This window comes from Pseudomonas sp. DTU_2021_1001937_2_SI_NGA_ILE_001 (assembly GCF_032463525.1).
In the GTDB taxonomy this organism is placed as follows: Bacteria; Pseudomonadota; Gammaproteobacteria; order Pseudomonadales; family Pseudomonadaceae; genus Aquipseudomonas.
This window is the reverse complement of record NZ_CP135971.1, coordinates 3,315,792-3,339,759: the sequence shown is the minus strand read 5'-3', so window position 1 is coordinate 3,339,759 and position 23,968 is coordinate 3,315,792. Positions and strand designations below refer to the sequence as shown.

Genomic DNA, 23,968 nt, shown 5'->3' with positions numbered 1-23,968 from the left:
CGTATTCATTCCATATCAGAGCGTGGCAAGGCATGCGCAGGGCCTGCATGGCAGGCGGCGCGCGATTCCGGTGGCGACGATTGACCACGGGAAGAGGGGGATAGTGCAGGAAACGGGAAATCTTTTGCCACATTTGCCGCCTTGAGCGGGGCCTGGCCTGTCGATAGGCCAGGCCTGCGGGTTATGCTCCGGGCTCATTGGCGCGAGGAGAGGCGGCGTGTTGGCGACAGTTCTGGTGCTGCTGGCGGCGGTGCTGCATGCCGTGTGGAACACCCTGGTGAAGTTCAGTGGCGAGCGCCTGCTGGTGATTGCCGCGATGGACGGCGTGGCGCTGCTCTGTGCGTTGCTCGCCGTGGGTTTCGTCAGCCCGCCCCCGGCAGCGGTATGGCCCTGGCTGGTGGCCTCGGCGCTGTTCGAACTCGCTTACCGCTACCTGCTGATCCAGGCCTACCGGGTCGGCGACCTGGGGCTGGTCTACCCCTTGATGCGCGGCCTGTCACCGCTGGTGGTGCTGGCGCTGACCCTGGTGTTCGGCGGCGAACAGCTCAGTGCCCAGCAGATTGCCGGCATTCTGCTGATTCCTTGTGGCATGGCCTGCCTGCTCTGGCAGGGCGGCGGCGGGGTGCGTCTGCCGTGGAACATTCTGCCGGTGGTGGCGCTGATCGGCCTGTGCATCGGCAGTTACACCTGGATCGACGGCCAGGCGTTGAAGCTCGGCGTGCCGGCGTTGGACTACCTGGTATGGCTGACCCTGATCAGCGCCTGGCCCTTTCCGCTGCTCGGCGCCTGTTACAAGCGCCAGGCCCTGCAGGGCTTCTGCCGCCAGCAATGGAAACTGGCGCTGTGCGTGGGGGTGTGCGTGCTGGCCAGCTACGCTTTGGTGCTGTGGGCCATGCAGCTGGGTTCGGTGGCGGAGGCAGCGGCGTTGCGCGAGGTGAGCGTGCTGCTGGTGGTGCTGCTCGGCATGCGCTACCTGAAAGAACCTTTTGGCGTGCCCCGGCTCTTAGCTTGTGGCCTGGTGCTGCTCGGCATGCTGGTCATGAAGCTCAAATAAGGACAGACCTATGACAGTCGCTTTCTGGTGTGTGTTGGTTGCCATCCTCCTGCCGCTGATCTGCTCGGTGATCGCCAAGATCAGCAGCGGCAAATTCCGCCCCGGCCACAACCATGACCCCCGGGCCTTCCTGGAAAAACTCCAGGGCCTGCCGCGGCGCGCCCATGCGGCGCAATTGAACAGTTTCGAAGTGCTGCCGGGCTTCGCCGCCGCAGTGATCATCGCGCACATTGCCGGCAACGCCCAACTGGTGACCATCGACGTGCTGGCGGTGCTGTTCATCACCACCCGCCTGCTGTACATCATCTTCTACCTGGCCGACCTGGCGCTGCTGCGCTCCATCGCCTTCATCGTCGGCCTGGGCCTGATCATCGGCCTGTTCGTCGCCTCCGCTTCGCCGGCAGCGGCTTGAAAACCGGGTGAGCAAAACCGCTGAAGCTCCTACCCGGTCTGACCGAACAGCCGCAATACGGGTCAGTCAGGCCGGGTAGGAGCGGCTTCAGCCGCGAAACGACCGCCTGTTCACAGCAGATGCAGTGAATTTCCTGGCGCTTTCGCGGCTAAAGCCAATACTGGTCAGTTAGACCGAGTAGGAGCGGCTTCAGCCGCGAAGCGAGCGCCTGTTCACAGCAGATGCAGTGAATTTCCTGGCGCTTTCGCGGCTAAAGCCAATACTGGTCAGTTAGACCGGGTAGGAGCGGCTTCAGCCGCGAAGCGAGCGCATGTTCACAACGGATGCAGTGAATTTCCTGGCGCTTTCGCGAGCAAGCTCGCTCCCACAAAGCCGCAAAGCGCTTAACTGACCAGTATTGCGGCTAAAGCCGCTCCCACCGGGCCACATGCCGCCTAACTGAACAGTATCGCGGCTACAGCCGACCCTACCGGCTCGCTCATTCCTGGCTCTGCACTTTCTCCAGCTCGGCCTGCGCGTCGATCAGTTCCTTGCGCGACTCGGCGAGCTTGTCCTTGCGCTTGTTGATGCGCTCCGGGTCGCCCTTGGCCATGGCCTTGTTCAGGTCGGTCTGGCGGCGGGTCACTTCACGCTTGGCATCCAGCACCTTCTGTTCGCGCTCCTTGAGCAGCGAGGTCTCGCTGCAATTGGCCTTGACCTCGCTCAGCGCCTTCTGCAAACCGGCCTGTTCCTGCTTGCGGCCATCGGTCTTGGCCTCCTGGATCTTGCCGTTGATCTCTTGGCTCTTGGCCACGCACTCCGGCACGGCCGGGGCGGGGGCTGCTTCGGCGGCCAGCAACACTGGCGCACCGGTTACGCAGGCCAGGGCCAGAATGAAAGAGCAGTACCGCTTCATGTGAACTCCTTGTGCAAGCCGGGCGAGGGCAACAACCCGGCATCAAAAACCCGCCACCTCCAGCGTTCGCAGCCGCGCTGCCAGCGCCTGGACCTGCGGGTCGAGAAAAAATGCCTGCAACTGCGCAGCACGCCCCGGCCCTATACCGGGTTCGGCCTGCCACTGCGCCAGGCTGCGCGTACTCAGCGCCTGCCAACTGTCCGGCAGCGGCGCAGCAGCCACCGGCGGCATGCCCAGCGCCTTGAGCCAGGTGTGGAAGGGCCGCTGCCTGGCTGCCTGCAAAGTGGCGAACAGTTTAGCCGCGCTGCGCTCGCCCAGGCCGGGCATCTTAACAAGCTCGCTCGTATCGAGGGTCATCCAGTCGAGCAGGTCGTTGAGCTGGCCAGCCGCCAGCAGTTTGTCCCAGGTGCCCGGCCCGACGCCGGGCAGGTCCAGCCCCTGGCGGCCCGACAGCCACGCCAGCCGGGCGCGGAACTGGCTTTCACAGCCCGGCGTGGGCTGCCAGCAACTGAGTGCATGAAAGGCCTGCGGGTCGGGCACCGGTACCGCCACCCGCTGCGTATTGCGCAGCACCACGCCCTCCAGGCGCGGAATGGTCAGCCCCGCCAGGCTGACCGCCACCTGGTCGCCAGGACGAATGTCCATCGCCTGCCAGCGTTGCAACGAGCCGACACTGACCGTACGCACGCTGCGGTCGTCGAGGCGCACCGGCACCAGTTCCAGCACTGGCGTGATGCGCCCGCTGCGCCCGACCTTGAAGGACACCTGGCGCACCTCGGCCAGCGCCTGGGCATAGGGATACTTCCAGGCGGCCACCCAGTACGGCGCCTTGGCCTGCCAGCGCTGCGCCGGCGGGCGCTGGCCCTGGCGCAGCACCACACCGTCGCTGGCGAAGGGCAGGGCGCTGCGGTACCAGCGCTCGCGCCACTGCTGCGCCTGCTCGAAACTTGCCAGCGGCTGGCTGTAGGCCTGCGTATCGCCAAAGCCCAAGGCCGCCAGCCCCGCCAGGCGCTCGGCCATTGTCTCCGGCCCGTCGGGCCAGTCCCACACGAACAGGCCGATACGCGCCGCCTGGCTGTCGGGCAAATCGTGCCGTGCCATGGCCCCGGCCACTTGGCTGCGCGCATTCAGGCTGCCGGCGCGGGCCTGCACATGGCCCTCCAGGCGCCAGTACAGCTCGCCCTGCAGCACGGCATCCCGCGCCTGCGGCAATTGCGCGGGAATGGCTGGAATACGCCGTGCCGTGACGGTCCAGTCCTGCCCGGCCAGGCCGTCACCGCGGCTGACGACCTGACTCAAGCGGCCCTGGCGATAGACCAGCGTGACCGCCACGCCATCGACCTTGGGTTGTATCCACAGGTCTTCCCGGCCCGCCATCCAGGCGGCCACCGCCTGTTCATCGGCCAGCTTGTCCAGCCCGGTATGCGGCACCGGGTGGGTGGTCTTGCCCCTGGCGGTCTTCAGGGGGGCGGTCGGTTCGCCAGCCGCTTCAGGAAAGCACGAGCGCAGCCGCACCAGGCGCTGGCGGGCCTGGTCGTACAGTTCGTCGGCCACTTCCGCGACACCCTGGCGGTGATAGCGGTCATCCCACTGCGCCACCTGCTGGCTCAGGGCGTCGATTTCTCGCCCGGCCCTGGCTGCATCCCAGGTCGGGCAAGCGGCGTACGCCGACACCCCGATGAACGACAGGGCAGTGCCCGCCAGTAAACGCGCTACGTTCGGCATCCAAGTCTCCTTACTGGCTGAAAGTGGCCGACAGGCTAGCCACGCCCGGCCAGGCACGGCGGGGCATCTGGATACCGGCTTTTGCAAGGGGTGAGGGGATGTGTGGCAGCGGTACAGTCAGTAGGCATAAACGCACCTGGCTGTGTCTGGAGCGCATGCAGCAGGCATGACAGATTGCCCAAAGCCGCCACACCCAGGAGCCCTCCATGGACCTTTCCACCCTTGCTGTCTTCATCCCCGCCTGCTTCGCCCTGAACATGGCCCCCGGGCCGAACAACCTGCTCTCGGTCAGCAACGCCAGCCGCTACGGCTTCATGTGCGCCTGCTCGGGTGGCGCCGGGCGCCTGCTGGCCTTCGCCCTGATGATCGCCCTGGCCGCCGTGGGCCTGGCCGCTGTGCTGCACACCTCCGAGTGGCTGTTCCACGGCATCAAGGTGGTCGGCGCGGCCTACCTGCTCTGGCTGGCCGTGCAGCTGTGGCGCGCCAACCCGCAAGGCGAGGGCCTGGCCGCCGCCGACGCCCCCGGCATCGGCCGCCTGGCGCGTCAGGAGTTTCTGGTGGCCATCGGCAACCCCAAGGCGATTCTGCTGTTCACCGCCTTTCTGCCGCAGTTCGTCGACCCCGGCCGCGACGTAACCGCGCAATTCGCCCAGCTCGGTGCGTTGTTTCTGGTGATGGAATGCGTGGCCATTGCCCTGTACGCCTGGATGGGCGTGCATGCACGCCGCCTGTTTGCCAAGCCGACCAGCCGCCGGGTATTCAACCGCCTATGCTCTGGCCTGCTGGCCAGCGCGGCGTCGGCGTTGCTGGTGGCGCGCCGGGCCTGACCGAAGGGAGAGGGCGAGGGGCGTTGTCTGCCTGGTCTTGTACCACCAGTCGGCGAGCCAAGGTCAGGCAAGGCGCAATGGGCGAAGCGAGTAACAGCCTTAGACTGGCGCGCAGGGCGAGCGTTAGCGAGGCAAAACAGGCGAGGAGCATTTCGACTGGGTGGCGCTTGAGGTCAATGACCAGGGATGAAGTCTCTCTGCGCTGGGATGTAGAAAGGGGGGGTCGGGGTGACCAGCAGGGTGTCGCGTTTGATCTGGCCATTCTGGGCCTTGCTCTTGAGCGTCAGGCGGTAGATGGGCTGGTCATTGCGAACATGCGTGGCGGTGATGCGGGCGGCGAAGGGATTGCCGCCTTTTTCCGGTTTTGTCCAGACCACGTCGCCGACTTTGAGGCAAGTGATGCAGTCACTAATCTCGCTCCAATAACGTCGGAGAAATAAGGTTCATCGGAAATACAAAAAATTTCTTGCCTGCCGTATTCACCTAGGTCGCAGCTTGAAAGTGGATCCGAGGAAAGGCAGATGCTTGTTCCATCACAGCTACCATAGAATTTTCCGAGTCCAGAGTTTTCAAATATTAGACTAATTTCTTGGGGGGCAGAGTCCCTTTCGAGAAGGTAAACATGGAACAAAGCATTGGCTGATATTAGTCTTTTACCGATTGCCGCCAACAGCCAATTAATTAGGAGGCTAGGGGCATTATCTCATGCCTCCCTTTAATGCGCTTTGTACAGATGGGTTCTGAGTTACACCATCCTTCAATATAGTAACGAAAGTTTCGTCAGGTTTTGTAACAACCACGTCATTACCCTTGACTCTGAAAAAAACATCACCCCGTGCACCCTTTTCCCCTTTTCCCCTTTTCCCCTTTTCCCCTTTTCCAGCGAAAGATCCAGGAATTACCTTGATTTAAAAATCTATATTAAGGACTGCTATGCTGGTGGCAGTCTGATTGCTGGATCCGGCTTTTTAGGTTTTCAATAACTTGGTTTAGCTCTAGGAGCGGGTCAATGTTGTTGTGAGCGTAGATGCTACATGAGCTCATGTCTTCAGGATAGTTAAAGTCGGCGTAGACGCACTGGATATTATTTATTTTTGTCTCCTCGCAATCGCTTGATTCCTTGATTTTGATCAAAAATGCGAGGCGCCATTTATCTAATTCAATTGCTTCTTTATATTTTGTTATTTTCTTTGAAATTTCCTCAATGAGCTCGTCATTACTTAGGTGTCGGCCGCCAGCGATGACGGCTGTATGTTCATCTTCACCATCAGATGAAAGCTGACTCATTGCATAGTCAAAGATGTTTTCCCGCGTCACCCAATTTTTCTTGAACCCTACAAGTATTGTTGGCCAGCGGGCTAAATTTGATTCGGTAAGAAATTTTAAAGGGGTCATTGGTTTTCCCTTATTTTTTTCGGTATCTGATTGGGGGGGCGGTAATTTACCCTCCGGGTATGAAGCGTCGGTGGGTGGGTATATATTTTTTAATGGGCGTGTCATTGTTCGTGATAAGTGGTGCGGCATTGCTCTCGGCCTTAATCGCATATGATAAGCAAGCTATTTTTAGTTCTATTTTTGGTAAGATGTCACTGTTGGGCCATAGTCCTGCTCCGAGTCTGATATTTCAACATGGAAATCTCTGTCGGGAAATTGTTTTTTTAATATCAGAGTCCATGACAAAAGAACTCTTTCCGCAATTTGTTTGAATATCGCATCCTCTATATCTTCTGGGTTTTCTTCGAAGATGTCATAAAGATGAGTGTGGTTTATGGTTTTTTCAATAAGTTGTCTATTGTTGTTGAGGGATTTTTTCCACTGCTCCCAGTTTTTTTGGTCATATTTTTGCTCTAGGAACACGCTGTCCATTACAAGGATGAAGTCTGGAAAGAGAAGTTTGCAAAAGATCAGGCAGTCTTCTGGGTAACAAACGCTACTGATATAAGAAAACTCATCAACTTCCTCTTGGTTTTTCCAAGTCGACTTCCATTTTTCATATCGTTTTAGCCCTGAGAGGGGAAGCGTGGTTTCGATTTTCTTCATGGTATTTCGTCCGGTTCTGCTGGTCGCGGGGATCGTTTTGTAGACGGCGATAGGGTGAAAAAAACCGGCGCAAGGCCGGTGTCGAGGGTGGCAGATCAGGTCTGAGACTTTTACATTTTATACATGCAGGCCTGTCATCCCTGAATTACACAAATAGCTGTAATAAGCTGGTTCGGCTGCTCCTCCAGAGGAACTCCCCACCCCGTAACTTCAAGGGCACCATAATCTTGACCGGTATAAAACCACTCTTCGGCCTCATCAAACTCCAAGCTAGTGAATGGTAAAATATCAGATACAGGACTTCCCAAACCTATGCACTCCGACAAAAGCCCCTTGTAAACAAATCTATGCGCAGGCTCGCCTGGAAAGCTAAAGTCATAAACCTTAACTGCGTACACCCTCCCGCTACGAATAAGAACAGATAATGCAGGAACTCCTTTTTTTAACTCACTGACAATTTCATCATCAAAAATTGAAAAAGAGTAACCACCATTACTGCGCTCATCCAGACCATGCCCACTCAAAAAAAGGTCTGGCCCCCCTTCAAACCTATACCGCAAAGAATTCTTATCGATCAAATATTTCGAAAGCACAGTCTCTAGATCGAAAGCACTAGCATGTAACGGTATTCCTGCAAGTGATACACCAGGAATAATTGGAGCATCCCAAGCTATAGAAAAACTATCTAGCGGCATCATTCGGAAATCCACGTATTGGTTGCAGGGTTGAATTTCACTTTCTGACCTTGCGGATTCAAGTATGTCGTATTTGCATCGTAAATGGGCTTAGATGGCCCCTGGAATGTCGGTCTGTAGGTCGCAGGATCAATAACCTTAGCCTTACTACCATCAATGTATGTAATTTTATAGTACTCACCCACATGCACTGATTTGACCGAGGCATCAACAGTAGATGGGCTATATTGAATCTCTTTAATTCCAGTTGTGCCACCTTCCACTTTGTACACCTGCGCGTTACCAGATGTCCCAGTTTTCGGCGGCACATATGTGAGCTTGGCACCATCCATCTTGAACGACTGCTGAATATCATCAATGGATTTCCCCCAAACATTCGCCGGAGCTTCCACCATATTTCGAGGGATTCCGGCTTGCGCTGCAAGGTCTTCCCGCAGTCCTACCCGTGCAGTTGCAGACGTAGCCGGTGCTTCAGCTGCACCAGTTGCTTTTGCCCCCTCAGGACCTTCACCACGCGGATCACAAGGCCCCTCGTTATGCACCCAAGTCCTGAACTCCCCGACGTAGAACGTATGCCCCACATCGACCGTGAGGTTATACGTCGTGCCTACCGGAGCGTAAAGCGCCAGCGATTCCACTTCGGACGAGGTGTTGTCGGTCTCGCCGTCGGCCAGTGACTGCAGGCGGTCGCCTGGCTTGAGGTCAATGACCGGGATGAAGTCCTTCTGGGCCGGGACGTAGAAGGGGTGGCTTGGGGTGACCAGCAGGGTGTCGCGTTTGACCTGGCCGTCCTGGGCCTTGCTCTTGAGCGTCAGGCAGTAGATGGGCTGGTCATTGCGAACATGCGTGGCGGTGATGCGGGCTGCGAAGGGTTTGCCGCCTTTTTCCGGTTTGGTCCAGACCACGTCGCCGACTTTGAGGCTCTCGATGGTGCGGTCGCCAGGTGGGGCGCGGGCTGTTTGTTCCTTTAGATTTGACTGAGCCTGGCTCTCCTTAAGGATGGAGGAGGGGCTGCCATATCAACCGAGCGATAGCGGAAATTAAAGACTCAAGCAGCACAAGAGATTTTCTCCAGACAATCTTATTCGACACTCGGTAAGTTGTTAATGGATTGATGTAAAATACTCATAAGCTCTTCAAGGTTAAGATTCCATTTACCCTCCTCAGTAGGCGGGTAAATTTCTATTTCTAATGCACGGCCGGGCTCATGTGTTATCTCGGCCAGTTGATTCGAATCCGCCCAAATTTCGAAAACACAGTTTTCTCGGTCTGGTGGGCTTGTTATTGCGGTCGATAAAAGTCTCATTGTTTTGGAGGCTCCAAAAAACTTACCACTAGAATCATAGCGGAGTTCACGGCCGTCAGGGCTAATTACGTTCATGAACTCACCGGCGTGATGCAGACATGGTGCAAGTTGATGCAGCAGTGATGCAGGTATGAGGCAAGAATGATGCGCCGATGATGCAAATCGGCTGCTACCGGCCGAGTGGGACAACCCTATGACGGCATTGCCCCGAGCATGGGACAGCGCACAGGGAAAACCGAGCCGATGGGACGTAAACAGGACAAGGGTGGGACAGCCATGCCCCTGAGCCAGACCGAACACAGCGAACGCCGCCAGGCCGTGGCCAATGCCCTTGCCAGTCAGCGCCTGGAAGGGCTGGAGCCCGATGCTGAGGTGATCCGGCAACTGGAGGCCTTTGCCGAGGGCACGCTCGCCATCAAGGCCATTCTGGAGGCGTTCAGGGGCAGGATCGTGGACGGACGGCTACTGCCTGTCGCTGGCCGCGAATAAAACAACACCGGCGCGAGGCCGGTGCCAGGTTAATACTGCATCTGTACACATATACACAGTCCGTATTGTGCGTCTAAACCCACGAAACGGCATCGCCATCTAGGTAGCCAAGCCCTTCAAGTACCCCAGATAATTCTGGCAGCCCAAGGAGAGGCTCGGATGTGTAAGTGATAGGTAAAGCCTTTCTCAGCGCCTGAGCCTTCTCCGAATAATCCTCCCATGACGGTTTAGCTATACCAGACCAAAAAGAAACAGCTGAGCCGTCATCAAGGAGCACCACAGGCTTCAGATACTCAACCCCCCCATCACCATCCCAGTACAAGTAGCCAAGATACCTAGCCCCATTTCGCCCCTCAAAGTGGGCTCGAACAATCAACTGGGCATCAGCACAAGACTCCATCTCCTGAAGAGGGCGCACAGTCAGCTCATCTTCAACAGAGTCATCCATCGGGGAAAACCAGACGCCAGAGTGAGCAAGATCATCAATGGTCAGCTCGTAAACCTGCTTATCTGACATACTCACGCACCTATCTAATCAAATGCTTAACTGAATCAAAAAATTCAGGGCGCCCTATTTCGCCGTAAGCTTTCTGCAGACCTTCCCTTATTTGCCCAGAAGTGTAATTTGCCTGCTTACCACCGATCATGGGCGGAAGGTACTTACTTATAGCCTTATGCATGGCATCCTGATTTACTTTTCCAGTATGAGAATACTAAGTAATCAACGTCACCGGGTGATCTAGCATATCGTTCTTGGTATACCCCAGCATCTTTCCTAAATACTGCGGCAAAATGTGGTGCGCTTGAAACCCCTTGTTCAGCCCCTGAAGCTCCCTATAAGTGGGACTAAGCACTTCTGGAACAGTCCCAGTTGCTTTTGCCCCTTCAGGACCTTCACCACGCGGATCACAAGGCCCCTCGTTATGCACCCAAGTCCTGAACTCCCAGACGTAGAACGTATGCCCCACATCGACCGTCAGGTTATACGTCGTGCCCACCGGAGCGTAAAGGGCCAGCGATTCCACTTCGGACGAGGTGTTGTCGGTCTCGCCGTCGGCCAGTGACTGCAGGCGGTCGCCTGGCTGAAGGTCGTTGACCGGGATAAAGCTCTTCCGAGTCGTGATGTAGCGGACTCGGGAATCAGCAAATAACTAGCGGCGGAGGGGTTTTCAGCAATATCCCGAGGGATACCAGCTTGCGCCGCTAAGTCTTCGCGTAACCCGTCCCGAGCCAGTGGAGATTTTGCTGGAATATCGTCGTCTACTACCTTTCCAGAACTTTCTGCGTCTTTTGCACCGTCTTATATGTTGCGCAATGTCCACCATCGGCAGCTTACCTCTGGTTCAAATATAACCCTGGCCTCTGAAATTGAATCACGAATTTCAAATGCAACATAAAGTCCAGCACCCGCATTATCCCTCACCAACTCGATAGACTTGACGTTTTCTGATGAAGTAACTACCAGCTCTTGCGTAGCAAGCCTTAACAGGATTTGGAAGGGTTTCATCACGGCGCTAAAAGAAACATCAATCTCTAACTCACTGTTATCTGACTTATTTTTGTAGCGATATAGCGCCATGGAGCGACTGCCGCACGCCCCGTCAGTAGCAGACTACGAAGCCCTGCTGCCGTGGAACTACTCGCCAGAGATGCCACGGTAAACCGTTAAACCGCTGTTGAGCAGGTGGAGTTTATGGATCGCGTACCGACTTTCAGCGTTGCAAGCTGCACGCCCAGAACCGCCCAGGCAAGCAACAGCAGGCACAGCCAGAGCAGCGGGTTGTGACGGTTCAGTGCGGTCATGGGGCGAGGGTGTCCGAATACACGGGGCCGGTGCTGGGGAACGCTCAAGGGGTGCTGCTCGGTACCTCAGGGAAGGCCTGTCGAATGTGCTTAGTTAGGCCCTCCAAGTCGTCATAAGCAACCGGGCCAAACTCTGGCTCGTATTGGGCAAGGTATTGATCCGGGGTCAAACCCAATTTTAATGCCTGCTCTTTCACATCCCATAATCTGCTTGGCCCTATTGTCCAATTTGTCCCTGGAAGGCCATCTCGCTTGTGCTCATTCAACACCCAGAAAATCTTTCCAGGATAATTTTCTACTGCCTGCCTCAGCCTTTCTATGACTGCTTTATTTTCGTCTTCAAATCTGAATGAAATATATGGCGGATACTCACTACGATTTACCCTTTCAAAATGGTTATCAGCCCAAATCTCCGGGTGTCGCTGCTGATATTTCCTCCACTCCAGAGGGCTGATCTCATACAAGAGATTTAAAAGATCGCCTTCAGGTGCTGTAATCTTTGTAACAGCCATCATAGCCCCCTTAATTTATCTGAGATGGTCACGCCGCCAGGGTTCATGCCCTTAATATGCTGCTCCCAGTCACCTTTCGGAATCGGATTAGATGACAGGCGAGGGTCATATACATAGCGGCCATCGGTGTATACCTGATGGTAGAACTGCCCAGGCTCCTTCGCACCGTTTTCGAAAAGAGTTAAGTTACCTGACTGCTTCGGCCTAACCTCAATAACCTTCCCTTTACCACCCGCAGCATTAAATAGCTTGCTAGCAATTTCTGAGCAATCTGTACCACCACATACCGTCATGTTTTTGATGTTTGGACTTTCCATCGCTTCAACAACAGACTTGTTCGGTGGAAAGTCCGGGTTAACAGGGCGGAAAGGGCGATTCATACCTGGTGGAATGAAATCCTCTACAACCCCAGTTCCTTTTGCCCCCTCAGGACCTTCACCACGCGGATCACAAGGCCCCTCGTTATGCACCCACGTCCTGAACTCCCCGACGTAGAACGTATGCCCCACATCGACCGTGAGGTTATACGTCGTGCCCACTGGAGCGTAAAGGGCCAGCGATTCCACTTCGGACGAGGTGTTGTCGGTCTCGCCGTCGGCCAGTGACTGCAGGCGGTCGCCTGGCTTGAGGTCGATGACCGGGATGAAATCCTTCTGGGCCGGGACGTAGAAGGGGTGGCTGGGGGTAACCAGCAGGGTGTCGCGTTTGACCTGGCCATCCTGGGCCTTGCTCTTGAGCGTCAGGCGGTAGATGGGCTGGTCATTGCGAACATGCGTGGCGGTGATGCGGGCGGCGAAGGGTTTGCCGCCTTTTTCCGGTTTGGTCCAGACCACGTCGCCGACTTTGAGGCTCTCGACAGGGTGATCGGCTTTTGGGGCAATATTAGTCAGTTAGACCGTTGGAGCTTGCTCGCGAATGGAAGGCTATCTGGACCGGGTACACCCGCCGTAGCATCAGTGCCGTCACCTTTCCGCCTTTATGGCGGGTCACTTTTGGTTTCCAGGTGCCCTGCGTGCCAAAAGTAACCAAAAGGCATTGCTCCTGGCTCGGGTCTGCCCTGCGGGCAGACTTCCCTCCTTCCGGCGCCATTCCAGGGGGTCGGCGCAATGGGCCGTCCCTGGCCCAGTGCGCCTAAGCCGGCTTCCCTGCCGGCTTACCCCCTTCCATGACACCTCCCTCGGCCTGCACCGAAGTCTCATTCAGCGGTATCTGTAAGTTTTGTGTTTGAAAAGCAAAAGCGACGCCAAATCAGATTGCTCTGGTCTAAAAGATCAGTATTGGCTTTAGGGGCAATACTGGTTAGTTAAGAGCTCTTCGGCTCTTGTTGGAGCGAGCTTGCTCGCGAAAGCGCCAGGAAACTCACTGCATCTGTTGTGAGCGTGCGGTCGCTTCGCGATTGAAGCCGCTCCTATCCGGCCTAACTGATCAGTATTGCTTGAGGGAAAATCCGATCAGGTCAGCGCAGGCAGCTTAAGTTGTGCTGACCTGATCGGAGAATTTTTGAAAAACGTTACAGATTTTAATATTTAAAGCTAGTACTCGCTTTGCCGCAAGAGTCAATGGAAAGTAAAAACTTTTTCCAATTCCCTCCCGTGTGAGACTTCATAAGAATATGCAGTTCGTGCACTAGTTCGGAAGCCCTGTCTTCAGGGTCGCTCAATAATTCACTCAGGAGTGAGCCATCTCTAACGATTGAGTACTTGGACGACACCGACCATCCATCGTCATAAATTTCGTGCTCAAACTCACATCGTACTTCTTCATACTGTCCAAGCGCGGAGTTATGCATAATTTGGGAGAGCAAGTTCAAAATTTCTACCTGTTTATCAATACTCATTGACCTGCCTCGTTTTTGAATGTTTTGCGAATTTTCTCGCCATTGATAGAGTAATCAATTGTTAGTGAGTTTGGGCGTACAGATGTAGAGTCGGTCCTTGAGAAGCGTACTGTCACGGGACCCACCTGCTCGCCGCGATTCAATGCGCCCTTTATTCCGTTTTCCCATCGTTTGTATGCTGAGTTATTGAAATTCTTATCCTGCGGGAAAAGATTAAAGCGATCACAGGTTCCGCCATACTGGCAAGCTTGGATGTGTCCTCCAACATCTGTTGGCAACCCTTCCTTACCAACTGCCGTTTGGCGTGCATCACGTGTGCCCTTCTCTAAAATAGGATTGAACGTAAGCTCTTCTACGAAGCCGTTTGAGTTTGTCTTAAATTCTGTGCCATTACTTAGTTTGATTTGGCTGCTGGGTGGTGGGTCATTCAGAACTTTATATCCAGGTGTGCCTTTGCTGGCGGACGACACATCTACCTCAATTACAGATAGGGTGGTTTCCTGACTCGACGCGTTCCTTGCCTCACCACGCGGATCACAAGGCCCCTCGTTATGCACCCACGTCCTGAACTCCCCGACGTAGAACGTATGCCCCACATCGACCGTGAGGTTATACGTCGTGCCCACTGGAGCGTAAAGGGCCAGCGATTCCACTTCGGACGAGGTGTTGTCGGTCTCGCCGTCGGCCAGTGACTGCAGGCGGTCGCCTGGCTTGAGGTCGATAACCGGGATGAAGTCCTTCTGGGCCGGGACGTAGAAGGGGTGGCTGGGGGTGACCAGCAGGGTGTCGCGTTTGACCTGGCCGTCCTGGGCCTTGCTCTTGAGCGTCAGGCGGTAGATGGGCTGGTCATTGCGAACATGCGTGGCGGTGATGCGGGCGGCGAAGGGCTTGCCGCCTTTTCCGGTTTGGTCCAGACCACGTCACCGACTTTGAGGCTGTCGATGGTACGGTCGTCAGATGGGGCGCGAGCTGTTTGTTCCTTTAGATTTGACTGAGCCTGGCTCTCCTTAAGGATGGAACAGGGGCAGCTATGCCACCCGAGCGATAGCGGAAGTTAAAGACTCAAGCAGCACGAGAGATTTTCTCCAGACAAGCTTACTCGACACTCGGTAAGTTGTTAATGGCTTGATGTAGAATACTCATAAGCTCTTCAAGATTAAGATTCCATTTACCATCCTCAGTAGGCGGGTAAATTTCAATTTCTAATGCGCGGCCGGGTTCATGTGTTATCTCGGCCAGTTGATTCGAATCCGCCCAAATTTCGAAAACACAGTTTTCTCGGTCTGGTGGGCTTGTTATCGCGGTCGATAAAAGTTTCATTGTTTTGGAGGCTCCAATAAACCAATAAACTTACCATTAGAATCATAGCGGAGTCCACGGCCGTCAGGGGCAATTACGTCCATGACCTTTCCGAACCTGCCAGTGTCTCTGTGGGTTACAGTGGTTTCCGGATTTTTGAGTATTTCGTCAGTTATCTTTTGACCCTGGGCGTTGATTTCGGAAGGACTGCCTTTAACAGTAGGAAACGCACTTCCTTGTCGGCTGCCGTGCTTTTGCAGGGCTCGACCTGCCAACGAAAGTTGTCCTGATTTATCAGCCGGATCAGGAAGCTTTCCAGCATTTGACAAGTCGTCAATGTTTTTCCCAGCTAATACGTTACCTTTCGCAGCGCTCCCAGCTCCACTAGGCGGATCACACGGCCCAACATTATGCACCCACGTCCTGAACTCCCCGACGTAGAACGTATGCCCTACATCGACCGTGAGGTTATACGTCGTGCCCACCGGAGCGTAAAGGGCCAGCGATTCCACTTCGGACGAGGTGTTGTCGGTCTCGCCGTCGGCCAGTGACTGCAGGCGGTCGCCTGGCTTGAGGTCGATGACCGGGATGAAATCCTTCTGGGCCGGGACGTAGAAGGGGTGGCTGGGGGTAACCAGCAGGGTGTCGCGTTTGACCTGGCCATCCTGGGCCTTGCTCTTGAGCGTCAGGCGGTAGATGGGCTGGTCATTGCGAACATGCGTGGCGGTGATGCGGGCTGCGAAGGGTTTGCCGCCTTTTTCCGGTTTGGTCCAGACCACGTCGCCGACTTTGAGGCTCTCGATGGTGCGGTCGCCGTCGGGGGTGGAGACTTTGGTGCCGGCGGCAAAGCAGCAGGGTTCCTTGGGTTTCTGGTTGTTGGGCGCTGTGGTCTCTCTAGACGCGTTGTTTTCGTGGGATGAATCTTTATTTTTACGGATCGTGATTGACCCTATGATTACGGAGGCGATAAGTTCTCCACCGCCGATCAATCGTTTTTCTTCCGGAATACTTTCTTGAAGTTTCTCGCTGTCTGAGTCAGGGAATTCAATCGTGTTGGCGACTTTTTTACCCATTTCCTTGCTGGATGCATCCAACTGATCAAGAAGCGCTTGGCCAGCCGGTGTTTCGGCTATCGCATTCATAACAACCAGCTGCACTAGGCCTTTAGGGCCTTGAGACAGAGCGACTGTTACTCCGATGACTTGCTCCAGACCGGAGTGCGCCTCTCGGTATTCATTGATGCCCGCCATCGTATCCAAGAACTCTTGCGCTGCGGTGCGGTCGGGGGTAACGATCGTGACACCCAGCTCTGTAGGGTTTGGATTAACAAGTTTCTCAGCCGAGTCGTTAAGGTCCTGAATCGGATCTTTTAGATCCTTGCTGACCTTCTCGACTTGGCCCATATCAATGCCCGCTATCTTCGCGAGCTCAGTCAATACCTTTTCCTGAAACTCCGGATCGGCCATCAAGGCGGTGGCTTTTTCGCGGCTCATGCCTGCCACCAGCAAAGACTCCATGGTGTTTTCGGCAAACTCTGTACCCACCAGGCTCTTTGCCGGAACGTCATGCTGTATCCCGCCCACTCGCTCTATACGGTAAAGCGTTGCGTTGGCGTACTTCGCGGCCTCTTCGTAGTTTTGCTTGGCTGTCTCGTTGTAGTTCAGCAGTTGGTCGGTCCATTCCTTCGCCGTGGTGACGGGCTGCAAGGCGGCCTTGATGGAACTGCTGGAGGCGTAGATATCCGTGCGTTTTTCATCATCGCGGTCGATTTCATACGCCTTGTCGACATCGCGGTTGAGGCCGGCAGTGGAGTCCTTGCCGGTCTGGGCGTCGTTGCGAACGACGATTTCGCCCGCGCCTACCGTGGCGCGCACGGTCTGTTTACGGTCTCTGTCGTAGTTCCAGCCTTCGAGGTTCCAGTTATTGCCCTTGCCACCTTTTCCTTCCACGGAAGGGTCTCGGGCGCCCTGGCCGTACGAGCCGCCAACGTTCAGGTAGTAACCGTGCTCCTTGTCCTTGCCCGCAATGTCACTGAAGCCCAGCGTGCCTGTGTCGAGCTTGAGCTTGCCGCTGTCGGCGGCAATCAAGGCACCGTCGAGCTGGGTATGGTCCTGGGTTCGAATATCGACGCTGTTCTTGCCGGTGATGCTGGTCTGGTCTTCTACCCAGTGGGTGGACCCATTGGTTCTGCCATAGCCCACCGAGCCGCTTACACTGGCGCCGAGCCCCACGGTCACCGTAGCGTTGATGTCGTATTCCTTGCCTTCGGCCTTACCGGTATCGATGGCCGAAGAAACATTCAGGTTGCGCCCCACGCGACCGTTCACATCGTTGCCGCGCAACACCGCGCCGTGGATGTTGGCGTCCTGGCCCGTGGAAAACTTCAACTGATCGCCCGCGTAGAGATAGGCAGCCTGCTGGCGCTGGTTTTCACGTTCCAGGTTGCCGCGCCCCAGGTTGACACTGGCGTAGACGCCAATGCCTTGTGGGCCGGCGGCCAGGCCGACTTCGCCACCGCCGCTTTTGCGGGTGTCCTGGCTTGTGGAATCGTTACGCGCCGCCTGAATGTTCAGGTTATTAACGGCTTGCAGGTTGAGGTCGCGCGTGGCTTTTGCCTGGGTTCCGATCAGGTTCAGGTCATTCCGGGCGCCGAGATTTATATCTCGCCCGGCCTCAAGAGTCGTCACGGTCGAGCTGCCCTGGCTGGCATCGCCGCTTACGTGTCCGCTGCTGCCGCCCACTCCCAGCTTGAAGCCGCCACTGGTGCCACCATGTATTCCACCCCAGCTCTGTCGGCTGCGGTTTTCCTGGTTGGTGCTGTCCTTCGCTACATCAAGGGTGACATCGCGACCGCTGACATTGATGTCTCTGCCGGCGCGCATCTGGCTGCCGCGCACCTGCGCATCGTTACCGGCTGCCAGAGTGATGTCGTTATCGGCTTGCAGTGTCGAGCTGCGGCTGGTGTTTTCGACGACCCGTTCGGTCGAGTGCTGCTGGCTGTTGCCGAACTTGCCATCGAAGGTCGGTCCCGACAGGAACTGGCTGACGCTATCGATGGTGCGCAGGGTGCTGGATGCCTTGCTGACGTTGTCTTCGCCCTGGGCCGTGCCGTTGATGGCATCCTTGGTGCTGCCAAAGTTGTGGTTTAGCGCGACGCTCAGGCCGTTACGCTGCGTGTCGCGCTGCTGCTCGGTGAGCAAGGTCTCGCCGGCGGCATCGACGCGTATATCACGCCCCGCGACCATCCCGATGTCTTTCCTGGCACGCAAGTCCGAGCCGGTTTGGGTGATGTCTCGCTTGGCATTTACACGCAGGTCCTGTTCTGCACTGATCTCGCTGGCAGCGGCGGTCTGCTGTTCAAGGCGGTTCTTTTCCGCTGCGCGTTCGATGCCCATGAAGAAGGTGACGCCGTTGTCGTCACCTGAGATGCCAACGCCAGACTGACGCTTCTTCTGCCAATCGCTCTGCGCAGTGCTGTTCTGGGCTGCGAGGATGTTGACGTCCCGCCCCGCATTCACCTCGACATTACGGCCTGCCTGGATTCGGCTGCCAACCACGTTGATGTCGCGCTCGGCCTCCAGGGCAGCATCCCGCTCGGCCTTGACCTGGCTACCGACACTGGTGCTGCTTTGTGCTTCACGACCCGCCTGCCTGGCGGAACTGATGGACACGAAGCCGTCAGAGACCGACAGGCCGGTCTTGCTCCGATACTTCTCGCTGCGGCTGTAGGCTTCATCGTTGGCTGCGACCAGGTTGATGTCGCCGTCACTGTCAACAAGACCCGCTCTGAGCTCGACGTCGTTCTGAGCGTCGATGTTGCTGGCCCGCAAGCGTATGTCCTTGCCCGAAGCCACCACCACATCGCCGTCTGCTTCCAGTTGGCTGGCGACCTGCGTGGCGCTTTTCTGCAGCTCGCTCCTGCCGCTTTTCGACATGCCCAGGAAGCCGGACTTTTTCTTTTCGCTGTAAGCGCCATGTTCTTCGACGCCCGACAGAATGGCGACGTTGTTGCTGGCACCCACTACCAGGTCGTTGTTGGCTTTGAGCTGGCTGCCGATGATGGTCACGTCGCGCGCATTGCCGACACTGATGCCGCCCTCCGGCGTCTTGTCTGCATTGACGAACAGGTCCTGGCCGGCCTCCACCTGGGTGGCGACATTGGTGCTGGCGTAGCTTTCGCGCTGTTCGCTGCTGCTACGACCAAACGAGCCTTTCTTGCGTTTGGCGAAGTAGTTCGCTTCTTCGTCGAGCGCCGAGGTCAAGGTGATGTCCTGGCCGGCACCGAACGCGACATTGCCGTCGGCCTTGAGGTTGCTCGCCACTACGTCAATGTCGTTGCCCGCATTCAGCAACAGATTGCCGTTGGCCTGCAGGCGGCTGGATTGCTGGGTGACCGAGCGGTTTTCTTCCGAAATCTTCTTGCTGCGCGAGATGTATTCGTTCCGGTTGGCGGCAGAGGCGACTCGCAGATCGTTGTCGGCATGCAGCGACAGGTCACCTTGGCTGGTCACCTCACTGCCGCTGATATCCACATTGCGCCCAGCACGCACGGATAGATTCTGATTCGCGTCGAGCTGCGCGCCGTGCTGGCGCACGGCACTGTTGAGGTGGTCTGCACCGTTGCTGCGCTTGGTCTGGGTTTCAGCGGCTGCGATTTTCACATCCTGCCCCGCCTGCAACCCCACCGCCCCATCAGCCTGCATCACGCCGCCGATGTTGTTGACGTTCTGTTTGGCCTTGGCCAGCAGGTTGCCGGCCGACTCCACTCGGGCGGCGCTGTCGGCGAAGTCTTCGCGCCATTCGGAAATGCCGCTGGCGCTCTGATGGCGGGTGACGGTGCGTTCGTTGCTGACGCTGCCGTTCTTAGCGGTAAGGCTTACATTGCGGCCGGTGATCACGCCGCCGGCGCGGTTCACCAGGTTGCTGTCGGCTTGCAGGTCGAGGTCGCCACGCGCCTGGATCAGGCCGCTGTTGACCAGGTTGCCGTTGGCGGTGGCGCTGAGGCGGTTGCGGGCGAAGAGGGTGCCGACGTTGTTGAGGTCGTTGCCGCTGATCAGCGACACGTCGTTGCCTTGAATCAGCGCGCCGTTGGGCGCCAGGCGATGGTCGGCCTGGGCCAGGTACAGCACCGGCACCAGCACGCGCTGGCCGCGCACTTGCTGTTCTTCCATCCACACGATGTCGTGGGTGAGGGCGGCGACCTGTTCACCGGTCAGCGACACGCCGACGCTGAGGTTCAGCGCGTCGCGGCTGGCCAGGGCGTTGTCCATCAGGTACTTGAAGGTTTCTTCGTCGCTGTTCAGGTCGTCGAGGTAACGCTGGCCGGTACGCGAGACGAGCATCTGCTGTAGCAGGCGCTGCTCGTAGTAGCCGTCGCCGAGGCGCTTCCAGTTGGTGTCGGGGTTGATGCCGAGCTTGTCGAGTAGGTAGTCCGAACCGAGGAACTGGCGCATGTCGGTCAGCGCCGGGTTGGTCTCGATCAGGTACGAATGGCTGCCGGCGCGGTTGTCCAGCAGCAGGGCACCGCTGCCGTCGCCCTGGTCGGTGAAGCGGAACAGGCCGTTCTGCCCGCCGGGCAGCCGGAAGCCGGGCAGGCTGGTGGGGTTGATCTGCTGCTGGGCCAGGTCGGGGGAAAGCTGGCTGTCGAGCTTGATGTCGGTGGCGTAGGCGCTGCCCGGTGCATCGGTATCGGTGCGCGTGCCACCGCTCACATAGGTGAAGCCGCGCTGAATCGCGCCGTTATTGAAGTTGTTGCCGGCCTGGATGTCGACGTTGCCGCCGGCCTGGATCGAGGCGGCGTAGCTTTGGTCGGTGTAGCCGGTGCGCTTGATGGTGCGCAGGTCGGTGACTTCGCGCTCGGTGGTGGCGATGAAGTTGCTCATCGCCGCTTGCAGGCCGCCGAGGTTGTTGGCGCTGTAGCCGGCGCTGCCCTCGTGGTAGCGCTGGTTGAAGTCCTGGGCCAGGGCGTACCAGCCGCCGGGGCTGCGGGTGCGCTCGGAGATGAAGGTGCGCTGGGTCTCGGTCTGGCCGGGCAGCACGCCGACATTGCTGAAATCGTTGCTTAGGCGTGCGGTGAAGGTGCCGGCGGTGCCGAGGTTGCTGCTGCTGTTGAGGAAGTTCTGGCCGACCAGGGTCAGGTTGCCGCCCGAGGTGATGCTCGACGGGTCGCTGGCTTCAGTGACTTCGAGCTTTTCCAGTTGCTGGATCTGCCACACATGGTGCTCTTTGCCGCCACTGCAATCGAGGTTGCCGGTGCCGGCGGTGCCGCAGGCCAGTTCGTTGATCTGCGCGCTGTAGATGCCGGCGTCGTTGACCTTCAGCACGTCGCGGATGTTCTGCAGGCTGGCAGCGGCCAGCTTCATGTCACCGTCACTGGTCAGGGTGCCGGAGCGGTTGACGATGCTGTCGGCCTGGGCGCCTTCGGCGTCGCGGCTGATCTGCAGATCGCCAAGGCTGTACACGTCGGCGTTCTGGTTGAGGAAGTCCGGGGTCAGCAGCTGCATGTCGCCGCCGCTGACGATGAAGCCGCGGCTGTCGCCCTGGGTGCGGTTGTGCAGCTTGCCGGCGTTGATGCGCAGGTCCTTGGCCGCGCGGATCGTGCCGCTGTTGGCGAGAATGCCGTCGGTGTCGATGCGGGCATCGGCGCCGCTGAACAGCCGCGCCTGGGGGCCGTCGAGGTTCAGGCTGGCGGCCTTGAGGTCGAGCCTGTCGAGGCTGACCAGCGTGCCGGAGCCGCTGTAGTTGCCGCTCAGGCGCAGGTCCAGGGTGCCGTCGCTGGCGATCAGCCCGGCGTTGGTCCAGCTCTGGCCGCGGCCGGTCAGGCGCTTGGCGGCGATCAGCTGGCCGCTGCTGCTCTGGGTCAGGTTGTCGATGTTCAGGTCCAGCTCGGCAGCCTCGACCGCCGTGCTGTTGTTCCAGCGTGCGCCGCTCAGACGCAGGGTGCCGGTGGTCGACACCTTGCCGCCCGCGTTCTGCAGCAGCGCCAGGCTCAGGCCCAGCTCGCCGTCGCCGGTGTGGCGCAATTGGCCCTGGTTGTTGCTCAGGCTCTCGGCGCTGACGTTCAGGGCGCCACGGCTCTCGATCAGGCCCCGGTCGTTGTTCAGCAGCCCGGCAAGGCCGAAGTCGAGCTCGCCGCCGCCGATTTCGCCGCCGGCGTTGGTCAGTTGGTCGCCGCGCAGTTGCAGGCGGTCCTTGCCGTACAGGCTGCCGCTGTTGCTGGTCTGCCCGGCGTCGATGTTCAGGCGCTGGCCGATGATCACGCCGTCGCGGGCGTTGTTCAGTTGCGCGCTGAGCAAGGTCAGCACGCCTTGACTGCTGAGTCGGCCGTTGCGGTTGTCGGTGCGGCCCTGGTTGTTCAGTAGCAAATCGCCGCCAGCGACCACCTTGCCGTCGGCGTTGGTCATCAGTTCGACCAGCTTGAGGGTGACCCCGGCGTTGCCGACCAGGGTGCCGCCGCTGTTGTCGAAGCGCCTGGCGTTCACTTCCAGGCCGTCGCGCGCCGACAGCATGCCGCCCAGGTTGTCGAGGTCGGTGGCGCGCAGGTCGAGGGTGCCGCCGCTGGTGATTTCGCCGTCCTTGCGGTTGATCAGGCGCTGGGTGTCGACGCTGGCCGCCTTGAGGGCGCTGAGGGTGCCATTGCCGTTGTCCAGGGTGCCACCGCGCACGTTCACGCGGGTGTCGCTGAGCAGTTCGCCGTCGCTGTTGTTCAGCGTGCCTTTTACCTCCAGGTTCTGCTCGCCGCCGCTGGCCACCTGGCCCTTGCGGTTGTCGAGCTGGCCGGCGCTGGTGGTCAGGGTGCCTTCGCTGAGCAGCTTGCCGTTGCGGTTGTCGAGGTTGCCGCTGACCTTGGCGGTCAGGTCGCGGCTGGCACTGATGCTGCCGCTGTTGCTCAGGTTGCTGGCGGTAATCGCCACGTCGCCGCTCTGGTTGCGGGTGTTGTCGAGGTTCACCCCGGCGTCGACCACGCCACTGTTGGTCACTTGCCTGGCCTGCAGGGCAACGCGCTGCCCGGCGGTGATGCTCTTGCGGTTGGTCAGGGTCTTGTCGGCATTGAGCTGCACCTGGTTGCCGGCGTACATCGACCCGCCGACGTCGATGTCGGTGGCGCGAGCGCTGACATTGCCGCTGGCGGCGCTCTGGCCGAGGCTCAGCTTTCCGTTGGCGTCGATCTGGATGTCGCCGCCGCTGGCGGCCAGGTCGCCGGCCACCTTCACGCCCACGCCGGCTTCGGTACCCACCAGCTTCACCGCGCCGGCATACATGCCGCCCAGCGCCGAGCTGTCGATGGCCAGTTCCGGTTTGGTGCTGCCGTCGTCGGGCAGCGGCGTGGCGTCGAGGGTGTTGGCGTCGACGTCGTTGCGCCCGGTGATGACGTTGAGCTTGTTGGCGTGCAGTTCGGCGTTGATCCTGGCGCTGCGGGTGATGATGTCGAACTGGTCGACATTGCTGGCGTTGAGGCCTGCGCCCTCGATGTTGACGCTGCCGCCCTGCACGTTGAAGCGCTGTACCTGGCCGTTGGCGTCGAGTACCGGCTTGCCGGTGGTCAGGGTGGCCTGCGGGGTGTTGATGAAGCCGCAGCCGTTACAGGTGATGCCGTGCGGGTTGGCGACGATGACCTTGGCGGCCTGCCCGGCCACTTCGGTGTAGCCCTTGAGCTGGCTGGGGTTGGCGCCGGTCACTTCGTTGAGAATGGTGCCGGCGGCCTGGCCCTGCAGGTTGGGGTTGCCGAGGATCACCCCGCCCAGTTGCGTGCCCTGGGCGGTGCCGGTGGCGTTGTTGAGAATCGCGCCCTGGGCATCGACGTTGTACTGCTGGTACTGGTTGTGCGAAACGCCGGCGGCATTCGGCGCGGCGATATTGACCACGGGTACGCCGTTGCCGGCCTGGCCCACCTGGGTGGCCGGGTTGCTGGCCACGATGCCCTCGGCCTGCACCAGCAGCGGCTGCCAGAACATGGCGTTGGCCAGAATCAGTGCCAGCGCACGCTGCAGGCCGCTGCGCCGCACCTCTGGCTGGGGGCGGGCAATAGCAGGCTTGTCCGCCTTGGGGGCCGGAGCAAAGACGTCCATGTGGGG

General features: G+C 58.4%; 17 protein-coding genes and 1 pseudogene. 4 read left to right on the top strand and 14 right to left on the bottom strand.

The window, feature by feature from the left end; translation table 11 throughout:
- Window positions 1-217: 217 nt before the first annotated feature.
- Both RRX38_RS14300 and RRX38_RS14295 read left to right on the top strand, forming a co-directional pair.
- Window positions 218-1,054: an EamA family transporter gene (locus RRX38_RS14300; protein ID WP_295478582.1), complete on the top strand. Its 837-nt coding sequence runs from the start codon at window positions 218-220 to the stop codon at window positions 1,052-1,054.
- 10 nt (window positions 1,055-1,064) lie between these two features.
- The gene (locus tag RRX38_RS14295; RefSeq protein WP_295478580.1) at window positions 1,065-1,466 is read left to right on the top strand and encodes an MAPEG family protein; all 402 of its coding nucleotides are present in this window, start codon (window positions 1,065-1,067) and stop codon (window positions 1,464-1,466) included.
- 478 nt (window positions 1,467-1,944) lie between these two features.
- On the opposite strand, the gene RRX38_RS14290 is transcribed toward RRX38_RS14295, so the two are convergent.
- Window positions 1,945-2,361, bottom strand: coding sequence for a DUF1090 domain-containing protein (locus RRX38_RS14290; RefSeq protein WP_295478577.1), 417 nt, complete (start codon window positions 2,359-2,361; stop codon window positions 1,945-1,947).
- Window positions 2,362-2,403: 42 nt separating this feature from the next.
- A complete protein-coding gene (ligB, locus tag RRX38_RS14285; RefSeq protein ID WP_315959668.1) occupies window positions 2,404-4,086 on the bottom strand; it encodes an NAD-dependent DNA ligase LigB in 1,683 nt (560 codons plus the stop codon).
- A 206-nt stretch (window positions 4,087-4,292) separates the two neighbouring features.
- Between ligB and RRX38_RS14280 the strand changes: the two genes are divergently transcribed.
- Complete coding sequence (locus RRX38_RS14280) at window positions 4,293-4,913, top strand: LysE family translocator (RefSeq protein ID WP_315959667.1); 621 nt, start codon at window positions 4,293-4,295, stop codon at window positions 4,911-4,913.
- A 173-nt stretch (window positions 4,914-5,086) separates the two neighbouring features.
- On the opposite strand, the gene RRX38_RS14275 is transcribed toward RRX38_RS14280, so the two are convergent.
- The 5 genes from RRX38_RS14275 to RRX38_RS14255 form a co-directional block, all read right to left on the bottom strand.
- A complete protein-coding gene (locus tag RRX38_RS14275) occupies window positions 5,087-5,290 on the bottom strand; it encodes a hypothetical protein (protein ID WP_315959666.1) in 204 nt (67 codons plus the stop codon).
- Between the two features lie 544 nt (window positions 5,291-5,834).
- Window positions 5,835-6,308: a DUF2247 family protein gene (locus tag RRX38_RS14270; protein ID WP_315959665.1), complete on the bottom strand. Its 474-nt coding sequence runs from the start codon at window positions 6,306-6,308 to the stop codon at window positions 5,835-5,837.
- Between the two features lie 174 nt (window positions 6,309-6,482).
- Complete coding sequence (locus RRX38_RS14265) at window positions 6,483-6,953, bottom strand: hypothetical protein (protein ID WP_315959664.1); 471 nt, start codon at window positions 6,951-6,953, stop codon at window positions 6,483-6,485.
- A gap of 134 nt (window positions 6,954-7,087) precedes the next feature.
- Window positions 7,088-7,651 (bottom strand): hypothetical protein, encoded by a 564-nt coding sequence (locus RRX38_RS14260; RefSeq protein WP_315959663.1) that lies wholly within the window; start codon window positions 7,649-7,651, stop codon window positions 7,088-7,090.
- Window positions 7,648-8,577, bottom strand: a complete 930-nt coding sequence (locus tag RRX38_RS14255) for a polymorphic toxin-type HINT domain-containing protein (RefSeq protein ID WP_315962683.1) — start codon at window positions 8,575-8,577, stop codon at window positions 7,648-7,650. Before RRX38_RS14255 ends, RRX38_RS14260 begins: the two co-directional genes overlap by 4 nt.
- A gap of 620 nt (window positions 8,578-9,197) precedes the next feature.
- Between RRX38_RS14255 and RRX38_RS14250 the strand changes: the two genes are divergently transcribed.
- Window positions 9,198-9,443, top strand: a complete 246-nt coding sequence (locus tag RRX38_RS14250; protein ID WP_315959662.1) for an antitoxin VbhA family protein — start codon at window positions 9,198-9,200, stop codon at window positions 9,441-9,443.
- Between the two features lie 73 nt (window positions 9,444-9,516).
- On the opposite strand, the gene RRX38_RS14245 is transcribed toward RRX38_RS14250, so the two are convergent.
- The 7 genes and pseudogenes from RRX38_RS14245 to RRX38_RS14215 form a co-directional block, all read right to left on the bottom strand.
- Entirely contained in the window at window positions 9,517-9,960 is a 444-nt protein-coding gene (locus RRX38_RS14245; protein ID WP_315959661.1) for a hypothetical protein, read from the bottom strand.
- Window positions 9,961-10,743: 783 nt separating this feature from the next.
- Window positions 10,744-11,022, bottom strand: a complete 279-nt coding sequence (locus RRX38_RS14240) for a hypothetical protein (protein WP_315959660.1) — start codon at window positions 11,020-11,022, stop codon at window positions 10,744-10,746.
- A 268-nt stretch (window positions 11,023-11,290) separates the two neighbouring features.
- Complete coding sequence (locus RRX38_RS14235) at window positions 11,291-11,758, bottom strand: hypothetical protein (RefSeq protein ID WP_315959659.1); 468 nt, start codon at window positions 11,756-11,758, stop codon at window positions 11,291-11,293.
- Window positions 11,758-12,639, bottom strand: a complete 882-nt coding sequence (locus RRX38_RS14230) for a polymorphic toxin-type HINT domain-containing protein (RefSeq protein WP_315962682.1) — start codon at window positions 12,637-12,639, stop codon at window positions 11,758-11,760. Before RRX38_RS14230 ends, RRX38_RS14235 begins: the two co-directional genes overlap by 1 nt.
- Window positions 12,640-13,591: 952 nt before the next feature.
- Window positions 13,592-14,065, bottom strand: coding sequence for a DNA/RNA non-specific endonuclease (locus RRX38_RS14225; RefSeq protein WP_315959658.1), 474 nt, complete (start codon window positions 14,063-14,065; stop codon window positions 13,592-13,594).
- 138 nt (window positions 14,066-14,203) lie between these two features.
- Window positions 14,204-14,425: pseudogene (locus RRX38_RS14220) on the bottom strand (hypothetical protein); the annotation flags it as partial.
- 486 nt (window positions 14,426-14,911) lie between these two features.
- The gene (locus RRX38_RS14215; protein WP_315959657.1) at window positions 14,912-23,962 is read right to left on the bottom strand and encodes a hemagglutinin repeat-containing protein; all 9,051 of its coding nucleotides are present in this window, start codon (window positions 23,960-23,962) and stop codon (window positions 14,912-14,914) included.
- Between the last annotated feature and the right edge of the window lie 6 nt (window positions 23,963-23,968).

What these genes read in the sequence shown, in the direction of transcription:
- RRX38_RS14295 (WP_295478580.1), top strand. Translation starts at nt 1,065, where the DNA reads ATGACAGTCGCTTTCTGGTGTGTGTTGGTTGCCATCCTCCTGCCGCTG.
- RRX38_RS14290 (WP_295478577.1), bottom strand. Translation starts at nt 2,361, where the DNA reads ATGAAGCGGTACTGCTCTTTCATTCTGGCCCTGGCCTGCGTAACCGGT.
- ligB (WP_315959668.1), bottom strand. Translation starts at nt 4,086, where the DNA reads ATGCCGAACGTAGCGCGTTTACTGGCGGGCACTGCCCTGTCGTTCATC.
- RRX38_RS14280 (WP_315959667.1), top strand. Translation starts at nt 4,293, where the DNA reads ATGGACCTTTCCACCCTTGCTGTCTTCATCCCCGCCTGCTTCGCCCTG.
- RRX38_RS14270 (WP_315959665.1), bottom strand. Translation starts at nt 6,308, where the DNA reads ATGACCCCTTTAAAATTTCTTACCGAATCAAATTTAGCCCGCTGGCCA.
- RRX38_RS14265 (WP_315959664.1), bottom strand. Translation starts at nt 6,953, where the DNA reads ATGAAGAAAATCGAAACCACGCTTCCCCTCTCAGGGCTAAAACGATAT.
- RRX38_RS14260 (WP_315959663.1), bottom strand. Translation starts at nt 7,651, where the DNA reads ATGATGCCGCTAGATAGTTTTTCTATAGCTTGGGATGCTCCAATTATT.
- RRX38_RS14250 (WP_315959662.1), top strand. Translation starts at nt 9,198, where the DNA reads ATGGGACGTAAACAGGACAAGGGTGGGACAGCCATGCCCCTGAGCCAG.
- RRX38_RS14245 (WP_315959661.1), bottom strand. Translation starts at nt 9,960, where the DNA reads ATGTCAGATAAGCAGGTTTACGAGCTGACCATTGATGATCTTGCTCAC.
- RRX38_RS14240 (WP_315959660.1), bottom strand. Translation starts at nt 11,022, where the DNA reads ATGGCGCTATATCGCTACAAAAATAAGTCAGATAACAGTGAGTTAGAG.
- RRX38_RS14235 (WP_315959659.1), bottom strand. Translation starts at nt 11,758, where the DNA reads ATGGCTGTTACAAAGATTACAGCACCTGAAGGCGATCTTTTAAATCTC.
- RRX38_RS14215 (WP_315959657.1), bottom strand. Translation starts at nt 23,962, where the DNA reads ATGGACGTCTTTGCTCCGGCCCCCAAGGCGGACAAGCCTGCTATTGCC.